Annotated in this window: 22 protein-coding genes; 11 read left to right on the top strand and 11 right to left on the bottom strand. The window is 42.8% G+C overall.

What is annotated here, in order from left to right:
- Positions 1–29 precede the first annotated feature (29 nt).
- From ACOQOE_RS14465 to ACOQOE_RS14435, 7 genes are read right to left on the bottom strand one after another with little or no spacing between them, the layout of a single operon-like run.
- Positions 30–1,538: an RNA polymerase factor sigma-54 gene (locus ACOQOE_RS14465; RefSeq protein ID WP_420554330.1), complete on the bottom strand. Its 1,509-nt coding sequence runs from the start codon at positions 1,536–1,538 to the stop codon at positions 30–32.
- Between the two features lie 56 nt (positions 1,539–1,594).
- The gene (gene lptB, locus ACOQOE_RS14460) at positions 1,595–2,320 is read right to left on the bottom strand and encodes an LPS export ABC transporter ATP-binding protein (protein ID WP_067868921.1); all 726 of its coding nucleotides are present in this window, start codon (positions 2,318–2,320) and stop codon (positions 1,595–1,597) included.
- 4 nt (positions 2,321–2,324) lie between these two features.
- On the bottom strand, positions 2,325–2,855 hold the full coding sequence (gene lptA, locus ACOQOE_RS14455; protein ID WP_075107984.1) for a lipopolysaccharide transport periplasmic protein LptA: 531 nt from the start codon (positions 2,853–2,855) through the stop codon (positions 2,325–2,327).
- The gene (lptC, locus tag ACOQOE_RS14450; protein WP_067868910.1) at positions 2,839–3,411 is read right to left on the bottom strand and encodes an LPS export ABC transporter periplasmic protein LptC; all 573 of its coding nucleotides are present in this window, start codon (positions 3,409–3,411) and stop codon (positions 2,839–2,841) included. Before lptC ends, lptA begins: the two co-directional genes overlap by 17 nt.
- Positions 3,412–3,936: a KdsC family phosphatase gene (locus ACOQOE_RS14445; RefSeq protein WP_067868908.1), complete on the bottom strand. Its 525-nt coding sequence runs from the start codon at positions 3,934–3,936 to the stop codon at positions 3,412–3,414.
- Positions 3,936–4,907 carry a KpsF/GutQ family sugar-phosphate isomerase gene (locus tag ACOQOE_RS14440; protein WP_067868906.1) on the bottom strand — a complete coding sequence of 324 codons (972 nt, stop codon included), beginning with the start codon at positions 4,905–4,907 and terminating at the stop codon, positions 3,936–3,938. The genes ACOQOE_RS14445 and ACOQOE_RS14440 overlap by 1 nt, the downstream gene beginning before the upstream one ends.
- A 19-nt stretch (positions 4,908–4,926) precedes the next feature.
- Complete coding sequence (locus ACOQOE_RS14435; RefSeq protein ID WP_067868903.1) at positions 4,927–5,883, bottom strand: calcium/sodium antiporter; 957 nt, start codon at positions 5,881–5,883, stop codon at positions 4,927–4,929.
- Positions 5,884–6,099: 216 nt separating this feature from the next.
- Between ACOQOE_RS14435 and ACOQOE_RS14430 the strand changes: the two genes are divergently transcribed.
- The 9 genes from ACOQOE_RS14430 to hisD all read left to right on the top strand — a co-directional run bounded on the left by ACOQOE_RS14430 (position 6,100) and on the right by hisD (position 12,716).
- The gene (locus ACOQOE_RS14430; RefSeq protein ID WP_067868900.1) at positions 6,100–6,912 is read left to right on the top strand and encodes an ATP-binding cassette domain-containing protein; all 813 of its coding nucleotides are present in this window, start codon (positions 6,100–6,102) and stop codon (positions 6,910–6,912) included.
- Positions 6,912–7,691 carry a lipid asymmetry maintenance ABC transporter permease subunit MlaE gene (mlaE, locus tag ACOQOE_RS14425; protein WP_197468072.1) on the top strand — a complete coding sequence of 260 codons (780 nt, stop codon included), beginning with the start codon at positions 6,912–6,914 and terminating at the stop codon, positions 7,689–7,691. The genes ACOQOE_RS14430 and mlaE overlap by 1 nt, the downstream gene beginning before the upstream one ends.
- Before the next feature lies 1 nt (position 7,692).
- Complete coding sequence (gene mlaD, locus ACOQOE_RS14420; protein ID WP_420554329.1) at positions 7,693–8,151, top strand: outer membrane lipid asymmetry maintenance protein MlaD; 459 nt, start codon at positions 7,693–7,695, stop codon at positions 8,149–8,151.
- A 28-nt stretch (positions 8,152–8,179) separates the two neighbouring features.
- Complete coding sequence (locus tag ACOQOE_RS14415; RefSeq protein ID WP_231867996.1) at positions 8,180–8,809, top strand: MlaC/ttg2D family ABC transporter substrate-binding protein; 630 nt, start codon at positions 8,180–8,182, stop codon at positions 8,807–8,809.
- Positions 8,809–9,099 (top strand): STAS domain-containing protein, encoded by a 291-nt coding sequence (locus tag ACOQOE_RS14410; RefSeq protein WP_067868891.1) that lies wholly within the window; start codon positions 8,809–8,811, stop codon positions 9,097–9,099. Before ACOQOE_RS14415 ends, ACOQOE_RS14410 begins: the two co-directional genes overlap by 1 nt.
- 114 nt (positions 9,100–9,213) lie before the next feature.
- Positions 9,214–9,456, top strand: a complete 243-nt coding sequence (locus ACOQOE_RS14405) for a BolA family protein (RefSeq protein ID WP_067868889.1) — start codon at positions 9,214–9,216, stop codon at positions 9,454–9,456.
- Between the two features lie 19 nt (positions 9,457–9,475).
- Positions 9,476–10,738: a UDP-N-acetylglucosamine 1-carboxyvinyltransferase gene (gene murA / locus ACOQOE_RS14400; protein ID WP_067868886.1), complete on the top strand. Its 1,263-nt coding sequence runs from the start codon at positions 9,476–9,478 to the stop codon at positions 10,736–10,738.
- A 20-nt stretch (positions 10,739–10,758) separates the two neighbouring features.
- Positions 10,759–11,412, top strand: a complete 654-nt coding sequence (hisG, locus tag ACOQOE_RS14395) for an ATP phosphoribosyltransferase (RefSeq protein WP_067868884.1) — start codon at positions 10,759–10,761, stop codon at positions 11,410–11,412.
- On the top strand, positions 11,409–12,716 hold the full coding sequence (gene hisD / locus ACOQOE_RS14390) for a histidinol dehydrogenase (protein WP_067868882.1): 1,308 nt from the start codon (positions 11,409–11,411) through the stop codon (positions 12,714–12,716). Before hisG ends, hisD begins: the two co-directional genes overlap by 4 nt.
- Positions 12,717–12,781: 65 nt before the next feature.
- Here hisD and ACOQOE_RS14385 read toward each other — a convergent pair whose 3' ends face one another.
- Entirely contained in the window at positions 12,782–13,924 is a 1,143-nt protein-coding gene (locus tag ACOQOE_RS14385) for an IS4 family transposase (protein WP_420554328.1), read from the bottom strand.
- A gap of 120 nt (positions 13,925–14,044) precedes the next feature.
- The gene (locus ACOQOE_RS14380; RefSeq protein ID WP_067868749.1) at positions 14,045–15,193 is read right to left on the bottom strand and encodes a S1C family serine protease; all 1,149 of its coding nucleotides are present in this window, start codon (positions 15,191–15,193) and stop codon (positions 14,045–14,047) included.
- A 77-nt stretch (positions 15,194–15,270) separates the two neighbouring features.
- Here ACOQOE_RS14380 and ACOQOE_RS14375 point away from each other — a divergent pair, with 77 nt between their 5' ends.
- Together ACOQOE_RS14375 and ACOQOE_RS14370 are read left to right on the top strand one after the other, a co-directional pair.
- Positions 15,271–16,032 carry a Nif3-like dinuclear metal center hexameric protein gene (locus tag ACOQOE_RS14375; RefSeq protein WP_420555487.1) on the top strand — a complete coding sequence of 254 codons (762 nt, stop codon included), beginning with the start codon at positions 15,271–15,273 and terminating at the stop codon, positions 16,030–16,032.
- Between the two features lie 122 nt (positions 16,033–16,154).
- Entirely contained in the window at positions 16,155–16,493 is a 339-nt protein-coding gene (locus ACOQOE_RS14370) for a thioredoxin family protein (protein WP_067868747.1), read from the top strand.
- A 168-nt stretch (positions 16,494–16,661) separates the two neighbouring features.
- Here the strand turns inward: ACOQOE_RS14370 and ACOQOE_RS14365 are convergent, their stop codons facing one another.
- Together ACOQOE_RS14365 and ACOQOE_RS14360 are read right to left on the bottom strand one after the other, a co-directional pair.
- On the bottom strand, positions 16,662–17,186 hold the full coding sequence (locus tag ACOQOE_RS14365) for a YhcB family protein (protein WP_067868745.1): 525 nt from the start codon (positions 17,184–17,186) through the stop codon (positions 16,662–16,664).
- 261 nt (positions 17,187–17,447) lie between these two features.
- Positions 17,448–18,179 (bottom strand): FadR/GntR family transcriptional regulator, encoded by a 732-nt coding sequence (locus ACOQOE_RS14360; protein WP_067868742.1) that lies wholly within the window; start codon positions 18,177–18,179, stop codon positions 17,448–17,450.
- Positions 18,180–18,246: the final 67 nt, after the last annotated feature.

Genomic DNA, 18,246 nt, shown 5'->3' with positions numbered 1-18,246 from the left:
AGTGACATACTACTCTTGCCACTCTTTTATTAAACTAAACGTTTTCTTTCATTCGATGGTGGAATTCCCATCGCTTCACGATATTTCGCAATTGTACGTCTAGCCACTTTAAAGCCTTGTTCATCAAGAAATTGCGCAATTTTGTTGTCGCTTAATGGTTTCGCGTTGTTTTCAGCGGCAACCATTTTTTTGATAAGCGCTCTAATAGCGGTTGAGGACGCTGCACCCCCTGTTGCTGTACTTACATGACTCGAGAAGAAGTATTTTAGTTCAAATATTCCACGGTGTGTGTGCATGAACTTTTGTGTAGTCACTCGAGATATAGTGGACTCATGCATTTCCACTGCTTCAGCAATGTCATGAAGCACCATTGGCTTCATGCCTTCTTCGCCATGTTCAAGAAAGCCGATTTGTCGTTTTACTATCTCGTTAGACACTCTTAATAGGGTTTCGTTGCGGCTTTGTAAACTTTTAATAAACCATCGAGCTTCTTGTAGGTGGTTTTTTAGGTAGGTGTTATCAGAGCTATTATCGGCCCGTTTCACTAAACCTGCGTAACCTGAGTTGATACGTAGCTTAGGGGATACTTCCGGGTTGAGGTGGACGCGCCACTCTCCCTGTTGCTTGGTCACAAGCACATCGGGAATAACATATTCTGCTGCACTGCTACTGATTGAAGCGCCTGGTTTAGGATTGAGCCCTTGTATCAGTTGGATGACCTGCTGCAGTTGAGGCTCTTTTAAGCGTGTTTTTCTCATCAATTGACGATAATCGTGCGCGCCGAGTAGTTTTATATATTGTTGTGCAACTTTGATCGCTTCATTTTTCCAGAGTGTCTCAGGCGGTAGCTGTTGGAGCTGTATGCTTAAGCACTCGCTGAGGTCACGGCAGGCAATACCTGCTGGATCAAACTGCTGTATGCGGTGAAGAACGGCTTCAATTTCATCCAGCTCTACTTCTTCAAACTGCTCACCTGTTTGCGCATGGAAGTGATCTAAAATTTCATCTAGGGTGATGGTTAAATAACCATCAGGATTGATGCCATCAATAATGTTTGTTGCAATAAGACGATCAATATCACTCATTGGCGTAAGATTTAATTGCCAATGAAGGTGGTCTTGCAGTGTTTCTTCTGCAGTATCATTAGATTCAAAGGAATCAAAATCTTCCTTGCTTTGGCTTAGATTAGGGCCAGATGATTGGAATGTGTCTTCCCAGTTACTATCGGTTGATAGTTCTTCTGGTATTTTCTCATTCCAGTTATCTTCAGTTGTAATGTTATCGTCAAGATCGGCTTCAGCTGTCGCGGTGGCTGTAGCTTCAGGTTCTGTCTCTGGTGCCTGTGAATTGCTCTCTTGAGTCTCGGAAGCCGAGGCGTGCTCGTCTTCAGAGACATCAAGCATAGGATTGCTCTCTAATGCTTCTTGAATCTCTTGCTGAAGATCAAGCGTAGACAACTGCAGTAAGCGAATTGCTTGCTGTAGCTGTGGGGTCATTGTGAGCTGTTGCCCAATTTTTAGATGAAGCGCTTGTTTCATAATACTAAGGGACAAACTCCTGAAACTACATAATTCATTTATAGCTAAGTATATGCTTAAAGTGTGAACTGGTCGCCCAGATAAGCATTTCTTACTGCTTCGTTTGCCATAATATCGGCTGGTGAGCCGTTAGCAAGGATTGTACCTTCACTAACAATATAAGCTGTTTCGCATATATCTAAGGTTTCTCTCACATTATGATCAGTAATTAATATACCAATGCCCCTTGATTGAAGATGGCGAATGGTCTGCTTTATATCATTCACTGAGATAGGGTCAACACCTGCAAAAGGTTCATCTAATAGAATAAATTCGGGTTCGGTTGCTAATGCCCGTGCAATTTCTACACGTCTACGTTCTCCACCAGAAAGACTCATGCCCATACTGTCTTTTATGTGTGTGATATGGAATTCTTCAAGCAACTCTTCCATTTTTAACTGGGCAGCGTGTTTATCTAAGTCTTTTCTTGTTTCTAAAATCGCAAGTAGATTGTCCTTCACAGACAGTTTTCTAAATATAGATGCTTCTTGGGGAAGGTAGCCAATACCTTGTTGAGCACGGCCGTGCATAGGTAGTGCGCTAATGTCTTGTCCTTTGATTTTAACGGCGCCATTATCGGCCTGCACAAGACCAACAATCATGTAAAAACAGGTCGTTTTTCCTGCACCGTTGGGGCCTAGAAGGCCAACGATCTCACCATTTTTGATCTCTAGTGAAACGTCCTTGACAACTTCCCTGCCTTTGTAACGCTTGGCAAGATTTTTGGCCTCTAATAAGCTCATAGGGTTAGTTGGCCTTATTTTTCTTTTTAGGTTGAATAACCATATTTACACGTCCCGGTTCACCAGTTTCGTCTTTGCTTGCACCACCGAATGCGTTCACAATCGACTTGTCTAGATCATAAACGATCTTGTTTCCAGTAAAAGTGTCTTCTGCTTGGACAACCTTGGCCTCTTCGGTAATAGTGAGTTTTTGATCATCTACCTGATAAAGTAAGTGCTTGCCCCAAGCGTCGCTGTATGGGTCGCCTTTCCTAGGAAGTTGTCTGAAATGTGCAGGACTTCCTTTGGTAATGAGTTTTTCAACTCCATCTTCACCACGATACATATCAACGTGCTCTCCTTCAATGAGGAGTGATCCTTGTTTAATAATGACGTTGCCTTTGTAAGTGGTGATGCCTGTTTTGTCATCAATTTGCGCAGTATCTGCCGTAATGTAAATCGGCTGTTCTTGGTCGTCAGGAAGGGCATAAGCATTCGACACTGCAAAAGCCAAAAAAATGAAGGCTAGATTATAGAGCTTATTTAGCATTGTCATGGGTCCCTTCTACCCTGGAGTGTAAGTTAAGAACTCGATTATTGAAGTCAATATCCATACCTACGCCTTCAAGTATGCTTTGTTGTGATGTGATCTTAACGGGCTCATCAGTTTCTGCATAATCTTTATCAGGATAGATTGTAAGTTGCTCAGTGTTAAGTATGGTTGCTGATATAGAATCAGGATTATCATTAACTATGACATTTCCTGCAAGGTTTGTTTGATTATTATCATCTAAAACCGTGCCTGTGTCTGATGTAAGTTTAACTTTGGAACCATCATTTCTAACACTAAGACTCTCAGGATGATCTAGTGTACTTAGGCTCAGATTAGGGTAATGCTCTAGCTTGGCTGTATTTAACACTCTTGAAATTTTGCCTTCGTTATTCCACTCTTTGATGGTTGCTTCTTCGACAAAGTAATCTATTCCGTTTAGCAGCGAACTGTTTGTACGTGCGCCTTCATTGGGGGAGGATGCAAAGCCCCAATAAAGTAGTACAGGTATTAAAATAATAGCGGCGAGTGCCACTCTTATCTTATTGCTGAGATCTAGCATTTATAAATACATCTGTTTGAGTTGATCCAATTTCCCTTGTGCTTCAAGTATATACTCGCAAAATTCACGTCCAGCGCCTTCGCCACCCTGACGGGATGTACACCAGTCTGCGTGTTTTTTAACGAAAGTGTGGCCATTAGGAACAGTCGCACCAAAGGCGCATTGGATAATGGCTGAAAGATCAGGGAAGTCATCACCTATGTAAGCGGTGGTTGATGCGTTGTGGGCTGTTTTATCCCATATCTCGTTGAGAGCAACCAGTTTGTCTTCGCGGCCCTGTTTAAGGTAGTTGATACCTAAGGATTGGCTGCGTAATTCAACTTGGGGCGAGCGCCGGCCGGTAATAATGGCGGTCTCGATACCCGCTTGCATTAGTAGCTTAATACCCAACCCGTCTAAGGTGTTGAACTGTTTGACTTCTTGGCCGTCCGCTAAAAATAGCAGCTGGCCGCTGGTAAGTATTCCATCGACATCAAATACCGCAAGGGTGATGTTTTTTAATTGCTGCAATGAAGACTCTGACACTAAATAACTCCCGCTTTTAATAGGTCGTGCATATTGAGAGCGCCTATAGGCTGATTCGTTTCATTGGTAACGATCAGTGCATTGATTTTTTTTGTTTCCATAATTTGTAAGCATTCTGCTGCAAGCATTTCAGCAGTTACTGTTGTACCGTTTGGTGTCATTACATCATCAATGACGGTTTTGTGGAGATCTACATCGTCATCAAGCGAGCGTCGTAAGTCACCATCGGTAAATATGCCAATAAGCTGCTTGTTGTCATCAACTACGGCAGTCATACCTAAACGCTTATGGGTTACTTCTAAAAGCGCTTCTTTTAATAATGTTCCGCTGGTTACGCAAGGGGTGGCTTCGCCTGAATGCATAATATCGCTAACTTTAAGGAGTAATCGCCTGCCTAGAGTCCCGCCTGGGTGTGAAAATGCAAAATCTTCGGCGCTAAAACCTTTTGCTTCAAGTAGTGCTATAGCGAGGGCATCACCTAGTACTAATTGTGCGGTTGTGCTTGAGGTCGGTGCAAGGCCAAGGGGGCAGGCTTCCTCCTCTACGCCGATGTGGAGGTTAGCAGCAGAGGTTTGAGATAAAGTGGATTCTTTGTTGGCCGTTATGCTGATAAAAGGTGTATTCATTCTTTTGAGTAGAGGAATGATTGTAATGACTTCTGCTGTTTCACCCGAGTTTGATAGGGCAATTACCACGTCATCGGCGGTGATCATGCCTAAATCGCCGTGGCTCGCTTCCCCTGGGTGAACGAAAAATGCGGGAGTACCTGTACTGGCCAAAGTCGCTGCGATTTTTTTGCCAATATGACCTGACTTTCCCATACCGGTAACAATGATCCGGCCTGTACAATTAAGCATCAATTGGCAGGCATGAACAAAATTGTGGTCGAGATATTTTAGTAAATCGGCCACAGCGGCGGCTTCTAGCGTAATAGTTCGTTTAGCTGAATGTAAAAAGTCAGGTGTGCTCATTTTTGTGATCAACTTTATCTTAAGAAACGGTCATAGTGTATAGCAGGATAAGATAGCCTGCATAGACAGAGGCCAGAATCGCCCCTTCGAAGCGATTAATGGATGGAGGCTTTTGCCATAATGCGAAGGCTAGAAGTAAGAAAGTTAAGCCTAGCATTGCAACATAGTCTCGCTGAAAAACAATCTCGGCCATCCCTATAGGGGCGATAAGCCCAGGTATAGCCATAACGGCTACTAAGTTAAATATATTTGAACCTACAATATTGCCTATAGCTATATCGTGGTGGTTCTTTAACGCGCTCGCCACCGAGGCTGCTAATTCAGGCAGGCTTGTTCCTATAGCTACAATGGTTAGGCCGACAACTAATTTGCTTACACCCAAAGAGTAAGCGATTTCACTGGCTCCCCAAACTAATAGTTTTGAACTGCAGGCAAGGATCACTAAGCCAACGATTAACCAAAAAATAGCTTTTCGGTTTTCTAAGGATGGAAGTTCTTCCTCTTCTTCGACTAAAGCATCTTTAGGCATGCTTTTCTGGAAACGACTGAAAAGATAAAGGCATACAGCTAAAGCAATTAATAGAATAATGCCATCTAATTGTCCTAGATGGAGATCGAATAATAGGACTCCTGCTAAAATGGTCACCCCTAAAAGTAAAGGAAGTTCTTTTTTTAGTACGCCCGATTTTACTGGTAAGGGTGCGATGAGTGCGGTGATGCCTAGTACCAATGCAATATTAGCAATGTTGGATCCCAGTGCATTACCAATAGCTAGGTCGCCTGCCCCAGATGTGGAGGCCATAAAAGATACGAGTATTTCGGGTGCAGATGTGCCAAAAGATACGATAGTTAAGCCAATCAGCATTGTGGACATGCCGAAATTTTTTGCTGTGGCGGCGGCCCCTATAACGAATCTATCTGCACTCCATACCAATAGAATAAGTCCAGAGATGAGTGCCAAAATTGGATATAACATAGATAGAAGTTGTTCCAGTAGAATTGAAGAGGGGTATTAAAACAGAATGCTATCTTTGTTTAAATCAATACAGAGCATCATGTTTGAAAATATTCCCGTTTTTAGAACGAAATGGTATAGTTGCCAGCCCTTTAGGGTACGCACTAGATAAAGGGACGTTAACAAAGTCTGAATGGAGCTATAGAAATGTTCCTTTCAAAGTTATAACGGAATCTTATGAACGAATTTGATGATGTCGTCATCGATATCCAAAAGCTGAGTTTTTCTCGTGGTGATCGATCCATTTATAATGAGGTCGATATTAAAATTCCGCGTGGCAAAATTACCGGAATAATGGGGCCGTCAGGAACAGGTAAAACAACACTGCTTAGATTAATTGGCGGTCAGTTGAAACCTGATACAGGTTCTATATTGGTTGATGATGAAAATATTCCAGAACTCAACCGTAGCGATCTTTTTTCGGTACGTGAGCGTATGGGTATGCTCTTTCAAAGTGGTGCTTTATTTACTGATATAAGTGTATTTGAAAATGTTGCATTCCCTATACGCGTCCATACAGATTTAAGCGATGATATGATTCGCGATATCGTATTAATGAAACTTCAGGCTGTTGGCTTAAGGGGTGCGCATAACCTTATGCCTAGTGAACTATCTGGTGGTATGGCCCGTCGAGTTGCGTTGGCTAGAGCTATCGCACTCGATCCTGATATTGTTATGTATGATGAGCCTTTTACTGGTCAGGATCCTATCGCAATGGGTGTCTTGGTTAATCTTATTCGCCGTTTAAATAACTCCTTAGGGCATACGAGTATTATAGTTTCCCATGATATTCAGGAAACTTTAGGTATTGCTGATTACATCCATATTATTGCGGACTCTAAGGTGATCGCTTCAGGTACACCGGAAGAATTGCGTCAAGATGATTCGCCGCAGGTTAAACAGTTTATGCATGGATTACCTGACGGGCCTGTACCGTTTCATTATCCTGCGGGTGATTATGAAACCGATCTGTTAAGAGGTCAGGGATAATGAATCAATTAGCGTTATTAGGTCACGCTGCACTAAGTAAATTAGCCGCTTTTGGCCGAGCAGGGATGATGTTGTTTCAATCTCTTGTCGCTAAGCCCCAGCCGGTAATTATGTTTCCACTGTTTGTGAAACAAGTTTATTTTGTGGGTGTGTTATCACTAATTATTATTGTGGTATCAGGTTTGTTTATTGGTATGGTGCTTGGTTTACAAGGCTATACAATTTTAGTTGACTATGGCTCTGAGCAAGCGGTTGGACAGATGGTTGCGCTGAGTTTGGTTAGAGAGCTTGCGCCAGTTGTAACTGCGTTATTGTTTGCTGGGCGAGCAGGATCTGCTTTGACGGCTGAAATTGGCCTAATGAAAGCGACTGAGCAGTTATCAAGTTTAGAAATGATTGGTGTTGATCCCTTAAGACGGATTGTGGCACCAAGGTTTTGGGCAGGGTTTGTATGCTTACCTATTTTATCCGCTATATTTGCCCTTGTCGGTGTTTATGGCGGTGCGATAGTTGGTGTTGAATGGCTGGGTATATATGATGGCTCATTTTGGGCTAACATGCAGAACTCAGTTGATTTTTATGATGATGTCTTGAATGGTCTTATAAAGGCCGTTGTCTTTGGCTTCGTTGTTACTTGGATCGCTGTGTTCCAAGGCTATGATTGTATGCCGACTTCGGAAGGGATTAGTCAGGCAACAACAAAAACTGTGGTCTATGCATCGTTGGCGGTGCTTGGGCTAGATTTTATTCTTACTGCTGTAATGTTTGGAGAGCTTTAATATGCGTATGCGGATCTTGGAGATCAGCGTAGGTGCCTTTGTTTTGGCCGGCGTCGTTGCTTTAGTTGGGCTTGCATTGAACGTAAGTGGTTTAAACCTGTCTAATTCTGACAACACTTACACTGTCTATGCTCGTTTTGAAAATATTGGTGGTTTAACGCCGCGTGCAAAAGTGACTATGTCAGGTGTGGCAATAGGCGAAGTGGCAGATATTACATTAGATCGTGATATGTTGATGGCGCGTGTCGCCATGAATATTCATGGCAATGTAGATTTCCTTTCAGTAGATAGTTCGGCTTCAATTCTGACTGCGGGCCTATTAGGTGAGCAATATATAGGCATTTCAGTAGGGGCTGAAGATGAAAATCTTAAAGATGGCGCCTATATTGAGGATACTCAATCGGCGTTGGTACTTGAGGATCTAATAGGAAAATTCCTATTTAATGAGGTGAGTGAATAAGGCTATGTTCTATCAAATGGTGAGCCAAGTGAGAACGTTTTTAGCAATTGCTTTTATTGCGTTGTTGAGTATGTCCGTTCGAGCTGAAGTCGATACGTATAATGAAGCGGGTGGGGTTATTCAGACCGCGACTCAGAATGTTCTTAAGTTATTAGAGCGTGAAGAACTTGTCGAAGAGGGGCAAGAGGATCAGCTAGTCGCTGAAATTGATACAGTTTTATCTCCGATTGTTGATTTTGATTATATTTCGAAGCAGGTGATGGGGAAATATTATCGCCGTGCTTCAAAAGAACAGCGTATTGAATTTTCTAGTGTTTTTAAAACGACTTTGTTGAAAACTTACGCAAAAGCTTTAGTCGGTTTCAAAATAGATAAGTACGAGATGGTGCCTCCGCGTAAAAAGAGCCCAGATAACAATAAACAAATTGTCACTGTAGATGTGTTTTCTGCAGATGGTACAAAGTACTCTTTGGTTTACTACATGAAGAAAGAAGAGGGTGCTTGGAGGCTGGTCAATGCTATTCTTGATGGATCTATTAATATTCGCCTGAGCTTTAAAAACCAATTTGCGGACTTAATGGAGCGCAATAAGGGTGATGTAGGATTGGTTATCTCTACCTGGAAAGACAAGGTTGATCCAGGAAAGGACAGCGCGTAATGACAGACGTTAGGCAGATCAATGAACAATTGATTAGTCTGGAAGGGGAGTTTAGATTTCCAGTCATTATGCAGGCCCGTAAAAAAGCCGAGAATATCTTAAGTGGTTGTAAAGGTATTGTTGAGATCGACTTTTCTGAAGTAACCGCTGTTGATAGCTCGGCACTCTCTTTTTGGTTTTGCTGTTTGCGTTATGTGCAAGATCGAGAGATCCAATTGAAAGCGATTAATCTTCCTTTAGAAATGAAGGGTATTGCTGAGCTTGTTGGGTTGGAAAAGCAGTTTATTTAAGACAGCTTGTAGGTATTGAATTAAGGCGATGCTTAGCATCGCCTTTTTTATCATGATCCGGTATCATTTCCGCCTTATTTTTTTCTATCTGTAGCATTCGATCAGGAGCTTTTAATGCAGGCTGAACAGGTTAAGCAGATTATAGAATCTCAACTTGAAGATTGTACCGTAACGACCGCAGGTGAAGGCTGCGATTTTCAGGTAACAGTGGTAGGTGAGCTTTTTCAAGGTTTACGGCCTGTTAAGTGTCAGCAGTTAGTCTATGCTTGCTTGAACGAATATATTGCGAATGGAACAATTCACGCGCTGAGCATTAAGACTTACACACCAGAGCAGTGGAAAGCGACACAGAATTAAATCCTCGATTGGACATACTATGGATAAATTAATGATCACCGGTGGCGAGCCGCTCAGGGGCGAAGTGAAAATCTCTGGAGCAAAAAACTCGGCACTGCCAATTTTGGCTGCGACACTACTAGCATCTGAGCCGGTAACTGTCTGCAACCTGCCTCATTTGCATGATATTACAACCATGCTTGAGTTGCTTCGCCGTATGGGTGTTGAGCTTGTTATTGACGAAAAGCTTAATGTTGAGATTGATGCGAATACGATTACACAGTTAGTTGCGCCTTATGAACTAGTAAAAACAATGAGGGCCTCTATTCTTGTATTAGGCCCAATGCTCGCCCATTTTGGTGAGGCTGAAGTGTCTTTACCTGGTGGTTGTGCTATAGGTTCTCGTCCTGTGGATCTTCATATCCAAGGTTTGCGTGCTATGGGCGCGGATGTGGTTGTTGAAGCGGGTTATATTCGCGCTAAAAGTAATGGTCGCTTAAAAGGTGCGCGTATCTTTTTTGATACAGTCACAGTAACGGGTACTGAAAATATTCTGATGGCCGCTACGCTAGCTGAGGGGCAGAGTATTATAGAAAATGCAGCTCGTGAGCCAGAAGTGGTTGATCTGGCTGAATGCTTGATCGCGATGGGGGCTGATATCAGTGGTCATGGGACCGACACCATTACCGTTAATGGTGTGGCGACTTTACATGGTTGTAAATTTCCTGTTGTCGCTGACCGAATAGAGACCGGAACGTATTTAACTGCTGTGGCAGCTACGCGCGGTAAGGTTAAAGTTAAAAACACGAATCCTAGAATTCTTGATGCGGTATTGCAGAAGCTTGAAGAAGCGGGCGCACATATTACAACGGGTGAGGATTGGATTGAGCTGGATATGAAAGGTCAAAGACCTAAGGCGATTAACATTACAACAGCGCCGTATCCTGCTTTTCCAACAGATATGCAAGCACAGTTTTCTGCTATGAATGCGGTATCTGAAGGCGTCAGTATTCTAAAAGAAACTATCTTTGAAAATCGTTTTATGCACATGCAAGAGATGATTCGCATGGGCGCTAAAATCAATATTGATGGCAATACCGCGATTGTTGAAGGGGTAGAAAGATTGCAAGCTGCTCCCGTGATGGCAACTGATCTTAGGGCTTCGGCAAGCTTAGTGATTGCTGGGCTGGTTGCTGATGGCGATACGATTATTGATCGTATCTACCATATCGACCGTGGTTATGAGTGTATAGAAGAGAAATTACAGTTATTAGGCGCACGTATTAAGCGTGTACCAGGTTAAATACAGGTATAAATAGAGCTATGAAGCAGCAACTTACGATTGCCCTGTCTAAAGGACGTATCCTTAAAGAAACACTGCCCTTATTGGCAGAAGCTGACATTGTTCCAGCTGAGGATATTCATAGCAGCCGTAAACTCATTTTTGATACTAACCATGAGAACATAAAATTGGTTGTTATTCGCGCAACGGATGTCCCAACTTATGTTGAGTATGGCGGTGCAGATATGGGGATTGCAGGTAAAGATGTACTGCTTGAACATGGTGCAGCAGGTCTCTATGAACCTTTAGATCTTAAAATATCGAAATGTAAACTGATGGTTGCTGGTCCGACAGATGCTCAGCCGGTCGAAGGTCGTATGAAGGTAGCTAGTAAGTTCGTTAATGTTACCCGCGATTATTTTGCGAAACAGGGTGCACAAGTAGATATTATCAAGCTTTACGGCGCTATGGAGCTCGCACCATTAATGGGGTTAGCTGACCGTATTGTTGATATTGTTGATACGGGCAATACGCTTCGTGCTAATGGTTTAGAGCCAATGGAGGAGATTGCAGATATCAGTTCTCGCTTAGTCGTTGGTCAGCCGTCTATGAAAATGAAGTATCGTCAGATTCAACCCATTTTAGATAAGCTAGCTGATGCTATTAACCGTCGTGATGCGGAGGTTACTAAATGAGTGAGGTAAATATTAAGCGTTTAGATTCAAACCAATCGGACTTCAACGAACAGATGGACAAGCTGTTGGCTTGGGAAGCGGTGTCTGATGATAAAGTTAATCAAATAGTAAATGAAATTTTACATCGTGTTCGTACTGAAGGTGATAGCGCTGTTGTAGAGTATACCAACCGCTTTGATGGTACCTCGGTTAGCAGTATTGCTGAGCTTGAAATGAGCGCTGAGCGTTTACAGAAAGCATTGGATGGATTGCCAGCAGATCAACGTAAAGCTTTAGAAACGGCAGCGCAAAGAGTTCAGACTTATCATGAACGTCAAAAAGGTGAGTCTTGGCAGTATACTGAAGCTGATGGCACTATGCTGGGTCAAAAAGTTACACCTGTTGATCGCGTGGGGCTTTATGTTCCAGGTGGTAAAGCAGCTTATCCTTCATCTGTACTGATGAATGCGATGCCAGCAAAAGTTGCCGGTGTAGAAGAGATCATCATGGTTGTGCCGACACCTGGTGGTGTGGTGAATGAGCTAGTTTTGGCTGCGGCTTGTTTAGCGGGCGTTGATCGTGTGTTCTGTATAGGTGGGGCGCAGGCTGTGGCGGCACTTGCTTACGGTACTGATACGATTCCTCAAGTGGATAAAATCGTAGGTCCAGGAAATATTTTTGTTGCTACAGCTAAACGTGCGGTCTTTGGTGCTGTTGGCATCGATATGATTGCTGGGCCTTCTGAAATCCTTGTGGTTTGTGATGGTCAAACGGATCCCGACTGGGTTGCTATGGATCTATTCTCTCAGGCTGAACATGATGAGGATGCGCAACCTATTTTAGTGACGCCTGATGCTGACTTTATTGATGCTGTAGAACAAAGCATTAATAAGCTGTTGCCGACGATGGAACGTAAAGAGATTATTGAAATCTCGTTACGTCTACGTGCAGCGCTTATAAAAGTGAAAGATTTAGATGAAGCTATGGACGTTGCCAACCGGATAGCGCCAGAGCATTTGGAACTATCGGTAGAAGATCCTGAAAGCCTTTTACCTAAAGTGCGTCACGCTGGTGCGATTTTTATGGGTCGTTATACCGCTGAAGCGCTTGGGGATTACTGTGCAGGTCCTAACCATGTACTACCAACTTCAGGCACTGCGCGTTTCTCCTCTCCCTTAGGCGTGTACGATTTTCAAAAACGCTCATCTTTGATTATGTTTTCAGAAGATGGGGCGTCTGAGATGGGGAAAGTTGCTTCGGTATTAGCTCGGGGTGAAAGTTTAACCGCTCATGCTCGTTCTGCTGAGTACCGAATTAAAGATTAAACGCTTGTCTCTTATATAAATAAAAAAAACAGGCGAATGCCCACTGCTGTCCCACAATTTTTTAATCATAAAGGGATCCTCATCTGAGGGTCCCTTTTTTGTCGCTCTGGCGGTGACGGGTTTAGCAACTCTTTCAGAGCTTTTCGTTCAAATAAGCTTAGTTGAAGAATCCGCATTACTCTCTGTACGGTCCACCCCTTTTTCGCACAGTGCCGCGCATACGCTAACAAGAGATAGCTGATCATTGCGATCCAGATCTGCGTCATGACTGCATTTTGGGAACTACCTAAAAATGCTTTAATTTTCAGGTTTTGCTTAATCGCTTTGAAGAACAATTCCACCTGCCAACGGTCTTTATAAATAGCCGCAATTGTGCTGGCAGCTAATTTGAAGTTATTAGTTATAAAACGATACTGTCGCTTGGTTTCAGGGCAGGTAAATCCCACTAGGCGCAACTTGGGCGCGCCTTGTTTTTGGGCGTGCTGACTGGTTAGCCTAATACTCTGGTCATAATCAACACCTGCGCTTTGATGGTGTTCGATAACCTCATAGACCGCATTGGGTCTTAAGCGAGTCACGAAGCTAACTTCTTGTTTTGACAGTAATCCATACCAGCTGTAGTCGTTATACCCCTTATCAAATGCAACAATACTGCCTTTCGGAAAACGGAACTGACGGCCTTTGATTAGCTCGCTTTCCAGCCCGTGGCTGAGGGCAGTAAACTCAGGAATGAGTGAGGCGTTATTCAACCCGACATGTAGTTTCATAGCCGCTTTAGTTTGGTGGCACTGTGCCCATGGAAAGAGCTTGAGAGACAGGTCGATCACGCTGGCATCTAATGAATAGAGAGGGTTTTTAAAGCGGAACTTATGGTTATTATCCCTTAATGAACAGCGCTGTAGTAGTTTATAAAATACAGCTTCATAAAGTTCAGCGGGTTGTTTTTCGTTCAGGCGAGCTAATGTTGTTCTGGCGATGGGTTTGGCGCCCAGATGATAAAGCTTGTGCTGCTGGCTGCGTAGACTGGATTCAATATCACGCAGGCTTTGACGGCCAGAAATTTGTGACATGGACATCCCAATGAACTGATCCCAGCGAGATGCTGAACGTAATTTTTGCCCCTGGTGATGTTGTTTTGCAAGCGCCTCGAATTCATGTCTCGGCAGAGGTTGCAGCAACTGATGAAAAGCGGTGTTATGATGTGACAAAGCCTGAGTCCTTTGGTTTAACTGGTGTGTGGTAACAACAGTTTACCAGTGGATCTCAGGCTTTTTCATTTACCATCCAAAACTATGGGACAGCAATGGGCGAATGCCTGTTTTTTTATTTTATTGCTCTTGTGTTCTAGGTCGTTCACCAATCACCGCTTTGAAAGAAAGTTTTTCACCATCTCTAAGTATTTCAATATCTATGCTTTCATCGGGTTTGAAACGAGCGATTTCAGTCATAGACTTTCTACCGTTCATTATGGGTTGTTTATTTATCGTTAACATAACATCGCCAGGCTGAAGCCCTGCTAAGTGTGCTGGTCCATTTCTAAATACGCCCGCAATAATAAGCCCTTGCATGTTTTTAAGGCCAAAGGATTCAGCTAGTTTCGGTGTTAATTCCTGAATCTCAATCCCCAGCCAGCCACGTACAACCCTTCCATATTTGATCAGATCTTGCATAACCTGTTTTGTTAAATTGGAAGGAATGGCAAACCCAATGCCTTGGGATCCACCCGATTTTGAGAATATAGCTGTATTAATACCAATTAAGTTGCCGTATGCGTCGATTAGTGCACCACCAGAGTTGCCTGGATTGATGGCAGCATCTGTTTGGATAAAGTCTTCATAAGTATTGATGCCTAAACTATGACGGCCTGTTGCGCTTATAATTCCCATAGTTACCGTTTGGCCGACGCCAAAAGGGTTGCCGATGGCTAAAACAACATCACCCACTCGGCTATTATCTGATTGGGTTAGAGCAATACTAGGAAGGTCTTCCATGGCAACTTTTAGAACGGCTAAGTCTGTTTCAGGATCGGTGCCAATCACTTCAGCTACAGCTTCACGGCCATCTTTTAACGCAACTATAATACTATCGGCGCCGGTGATTACATGGTTGTTAGTAACTATATACCCTTGGGAGGTAAGGATAACGCCAGAGCCTAAGCTTGATTGGATTCTCTCTTGTTGGGGGATGCTATCAGCATCAAAAAAGTTACGAAAGAAAGGGTCATTGAAGAGAGGGTGTACTTTCTGTTGAATAATAGTACGTGTATAAATGTTTACAACCGCTGGTGCGGCAACTTCGACAGCATCAGCATATGAGACTGGTCCTAGCCCTATGCCACTCTTAGGTATAGTGGGGGCTTCTCTGAATTTTATAGCCTGAGATTCTGATGAAAGTAGGCTGGGGAATAGCTGTAGAAGTAACACCGCTACGAGAACTCCTGCTAGAACCGGCCAAACAAGAAAATTTAATTTACGCATGTCTTATGTAATCAATTACCCAGAATAAGCATAGAATTATACGGCGTATTAAAGTTTTGTGAATGGATAAGATAATAATGTCAGTGAAACGTGAAGATTTAATGAATTATATCGATGCTCTTTTGGAGCCATCGCAGTTTAAAGACTATTGTCCCAATGGCCTTCAGGTGGAGGGAAAAGAGGTCATAGGTAAGCTGGTTTCTGGTGTGACAGCATCTCAATCGCTGATTGAGGCAGCTATAGCTGAGAAGGCGGATGCTATTTTGGTTCATCATGGTTTTTTTTGGAAAGGTGAAGATAGTTGTATTACTAAAATTAAGAAAAAAAGGATTAAGGCGTTACTTGACCATGATATCAGTTTGATCGCTTACCATTTACCTTTAGATGCACATCCGTTACTGGGTAATAATGCGCAATTGGCAGAACGCTTAGGGATTGAAATACTGTCAGGGCTGGAGCCTGATAACCCTCGGAGTATTGGTAATATTGGCCAGTTCCAGCGTACCTTTACTGCAGAGCAGTTAGCAGAGCATATAGGTTCTATTTTAGGACGAGAACCTCTATTGATTTGTGGGGGCGAGCATAAGATTAAAACGATTGGTTGGTGCACAGGAGGCGCTCAGGGCTATATAGATAAAGCAGTGGATTTAGGGGTGGATGCTTACATCTCAGGTGAAATTTCTGAGCCTACAGTCCATAGTGCTAGAGAGAATGGTATTCATTACTTTGCCGCTGGGCATCACGCCACCGAAAGGTATGGTGTGCAAGCACTGGGAGAGGAGCTTGCGCTGCATTTTGGTATAGAGCATCACTATATAGAGATAGATAATCCTGTATAGACTAAATTAACCGTCTAAAGCTTGTCTGACTTAGAGGCAGTGTATTGTTCTGTTATAACGGTGGGAGTCATAGCATGGCGTTTTTTCGGTTAATTTTAATAAATATGAGGGGTTTAATTTATATGAGTAGAGGTCAAACTGAAATTAACGCAAATTATTTAGAAGAAGCGCCGACTCTTGAGCAAATTAATGAGATGCCGGGAAATATTCTACTTGAGTTTGGTGCGCCTTGGTGTCCGCATTGTCAATTAGCACAGCCGATAGTGCAGGAGGAGTTAAAAGATCACCCTGAGCTTACCCATATCAAACTATATGATGGGAAGGGTAAGCCGTTGGGACGAGCATTTAAAGTTAAGCTTTGGCCAACTTTGATCTTGTTGCACAATGGCTTAGAGATTGGCCGTTTAATAAGACCTACAAATAGTGGTTATGTTCGTCATTTATTCTTATCCGCCCACTGATGGATTAGTCGTTTAGCAAAACACTCCAGAGGGGACTTGGTTATTGTGCAGTTTTTTCTGTTTTTTTGCTCGTGGAAAAGCAATAAATACAAAAAAAGGCTGGGCTAAAAATAGCGCAACCTTTAATTGATATACGAAAATCTGGTGCCGAGATAAAAGGATGATGGCTTATTTATTCTTGGCAATAGGAGGTACTATTTCCGCTGTAGTAGATTCATTCCCTTCTTTAGTAGGCTCTTCCTCAGCGGTTTCTTCTTTCAGACCAAAGGTTTCAGATAAGGTGCCTTCATCTTCAGGACTTTTGGGTGCGTAGTCTCGAGGAATGTCAGCTGTAACTTCTTCTGTTTTTTCAGCAGGTTCTTCAGACTCATTGTCCTGACTCTCGATTTTTGCATGCATAGCCGGTTCTAAGGCGAGATCAATGGTACCTGCTTTACATAAATCTACGGCACTGGTTGCTAAATGCTCATGAACTTCTTTATAGCTGTTGGTGAGGTTGTTAACTAGTGCAGCTGTTTTTTCAAAGTGTTCATTGACCTCTTCTTTATAGTTCTCAAGCTCTTTGGTTGTACTGTCTAATTGTTCAGTAAGTTCTGCTTGGCGATTAGAGGTGTTGCCTGAGCGCCCCATTAAAAAGCCGATAACAGCACCTATAAGTAAAGAAATAATGCTGATTAACCATAAATCTTCCACGGGATCTCCTTAATAACTTGCGAATATTAACTGATACACTATGCCATTCATTCTACAGAGTTGCTCCCTATTTTAGGCAGCCCAGAGCTTAGTTTGAGTAGCAGAAATTGCTTGTTTTGGCTGTTGTATAATAAGTGCTTAGCATAAAACAAATCTTGCGTGATGCCTATGGTTTGAGCATTCTACTTTTTGTAGTCGTTTAGGTGTTTTTTTGGTGCTTTATATAAGGAACTAGCTTTTCGGAACTCATCATATGCTTTGTTATTGTTGGTGGTTCTCTTGGGCTTCTTCATGTAATTGCTGCAGGTAATTAATCTGTTCTTCTAAAATAGCGCAAGCTAATTTTCTGTCTTGATTGCTGATAGCGTTAAATATTCTCTCGTGCTGACTGGTAATGATTTCTCTTTCTCTAAACCTGTAAGCGATCATATTTGATACAGGTTGAAGTGCTTCAATTAGAGTGTACATAATAAAGCTCAGCATTTTATTGTGACTGGAATCCGCAATTGCACGATGGAAACGAACATCTGCTGCACAGAATTCTTCAGGGCTGATATTTTTATTTTTTTGATAGATGAGGTGCTGTTCTAATCGTTTAAGGTCCTCTTCGGTACGATGTTGGCAGGCAAGGCGAAAGCAGTAACTTTCCATTTCAAGCCGAGTGCTGCTGATCTCATCTAATGAGACATCATTCATACTGACAAAAAGGGTGGTGGCGGTGGTTAAGTGGTCACTGAGTTCATTTGTTCCTAAATGATTGACAAAGGACCCTCCCGTTGGGCCGCGGCGTGAGCGGATGAGGTTTTTTGCGGCTAATCTTTTAAGCGCTTCTCTGATAGTTGGGCGAGATACTTGGAAGCGTTGCGCGAGCTCCTCCTCTGTGGGAAGTCGGTCGTCGGCTTTCAGAGTACCTTCTAAAATTGCCTCTTGAAGCTGGTCAGCTACCTGTTTTGATAAGCTGCTTTTGTTGATTGGCCCTATCTCTAAATTCACCTTTTACTCCGCTCGTTTAAATTCTTTACTAACCTAAGGTAGAAGATAAATTTAATTATAGCCTATT

This window comes from Neptuniibacter marinus, from assembly GCF_965223595.1.
Lineage (GTDB): Bacteria > Pseudomonadota > Gammaproteobacteria > Pseudomonadales > Balneatricaceae > Neptuniibacter > Neptuniibacter marinus.
The sequence above is the reverse complement of the archived record's forward strand: the minus strand, read 5'-3'. Positions and strand labels throughout refer to the sequence as shown.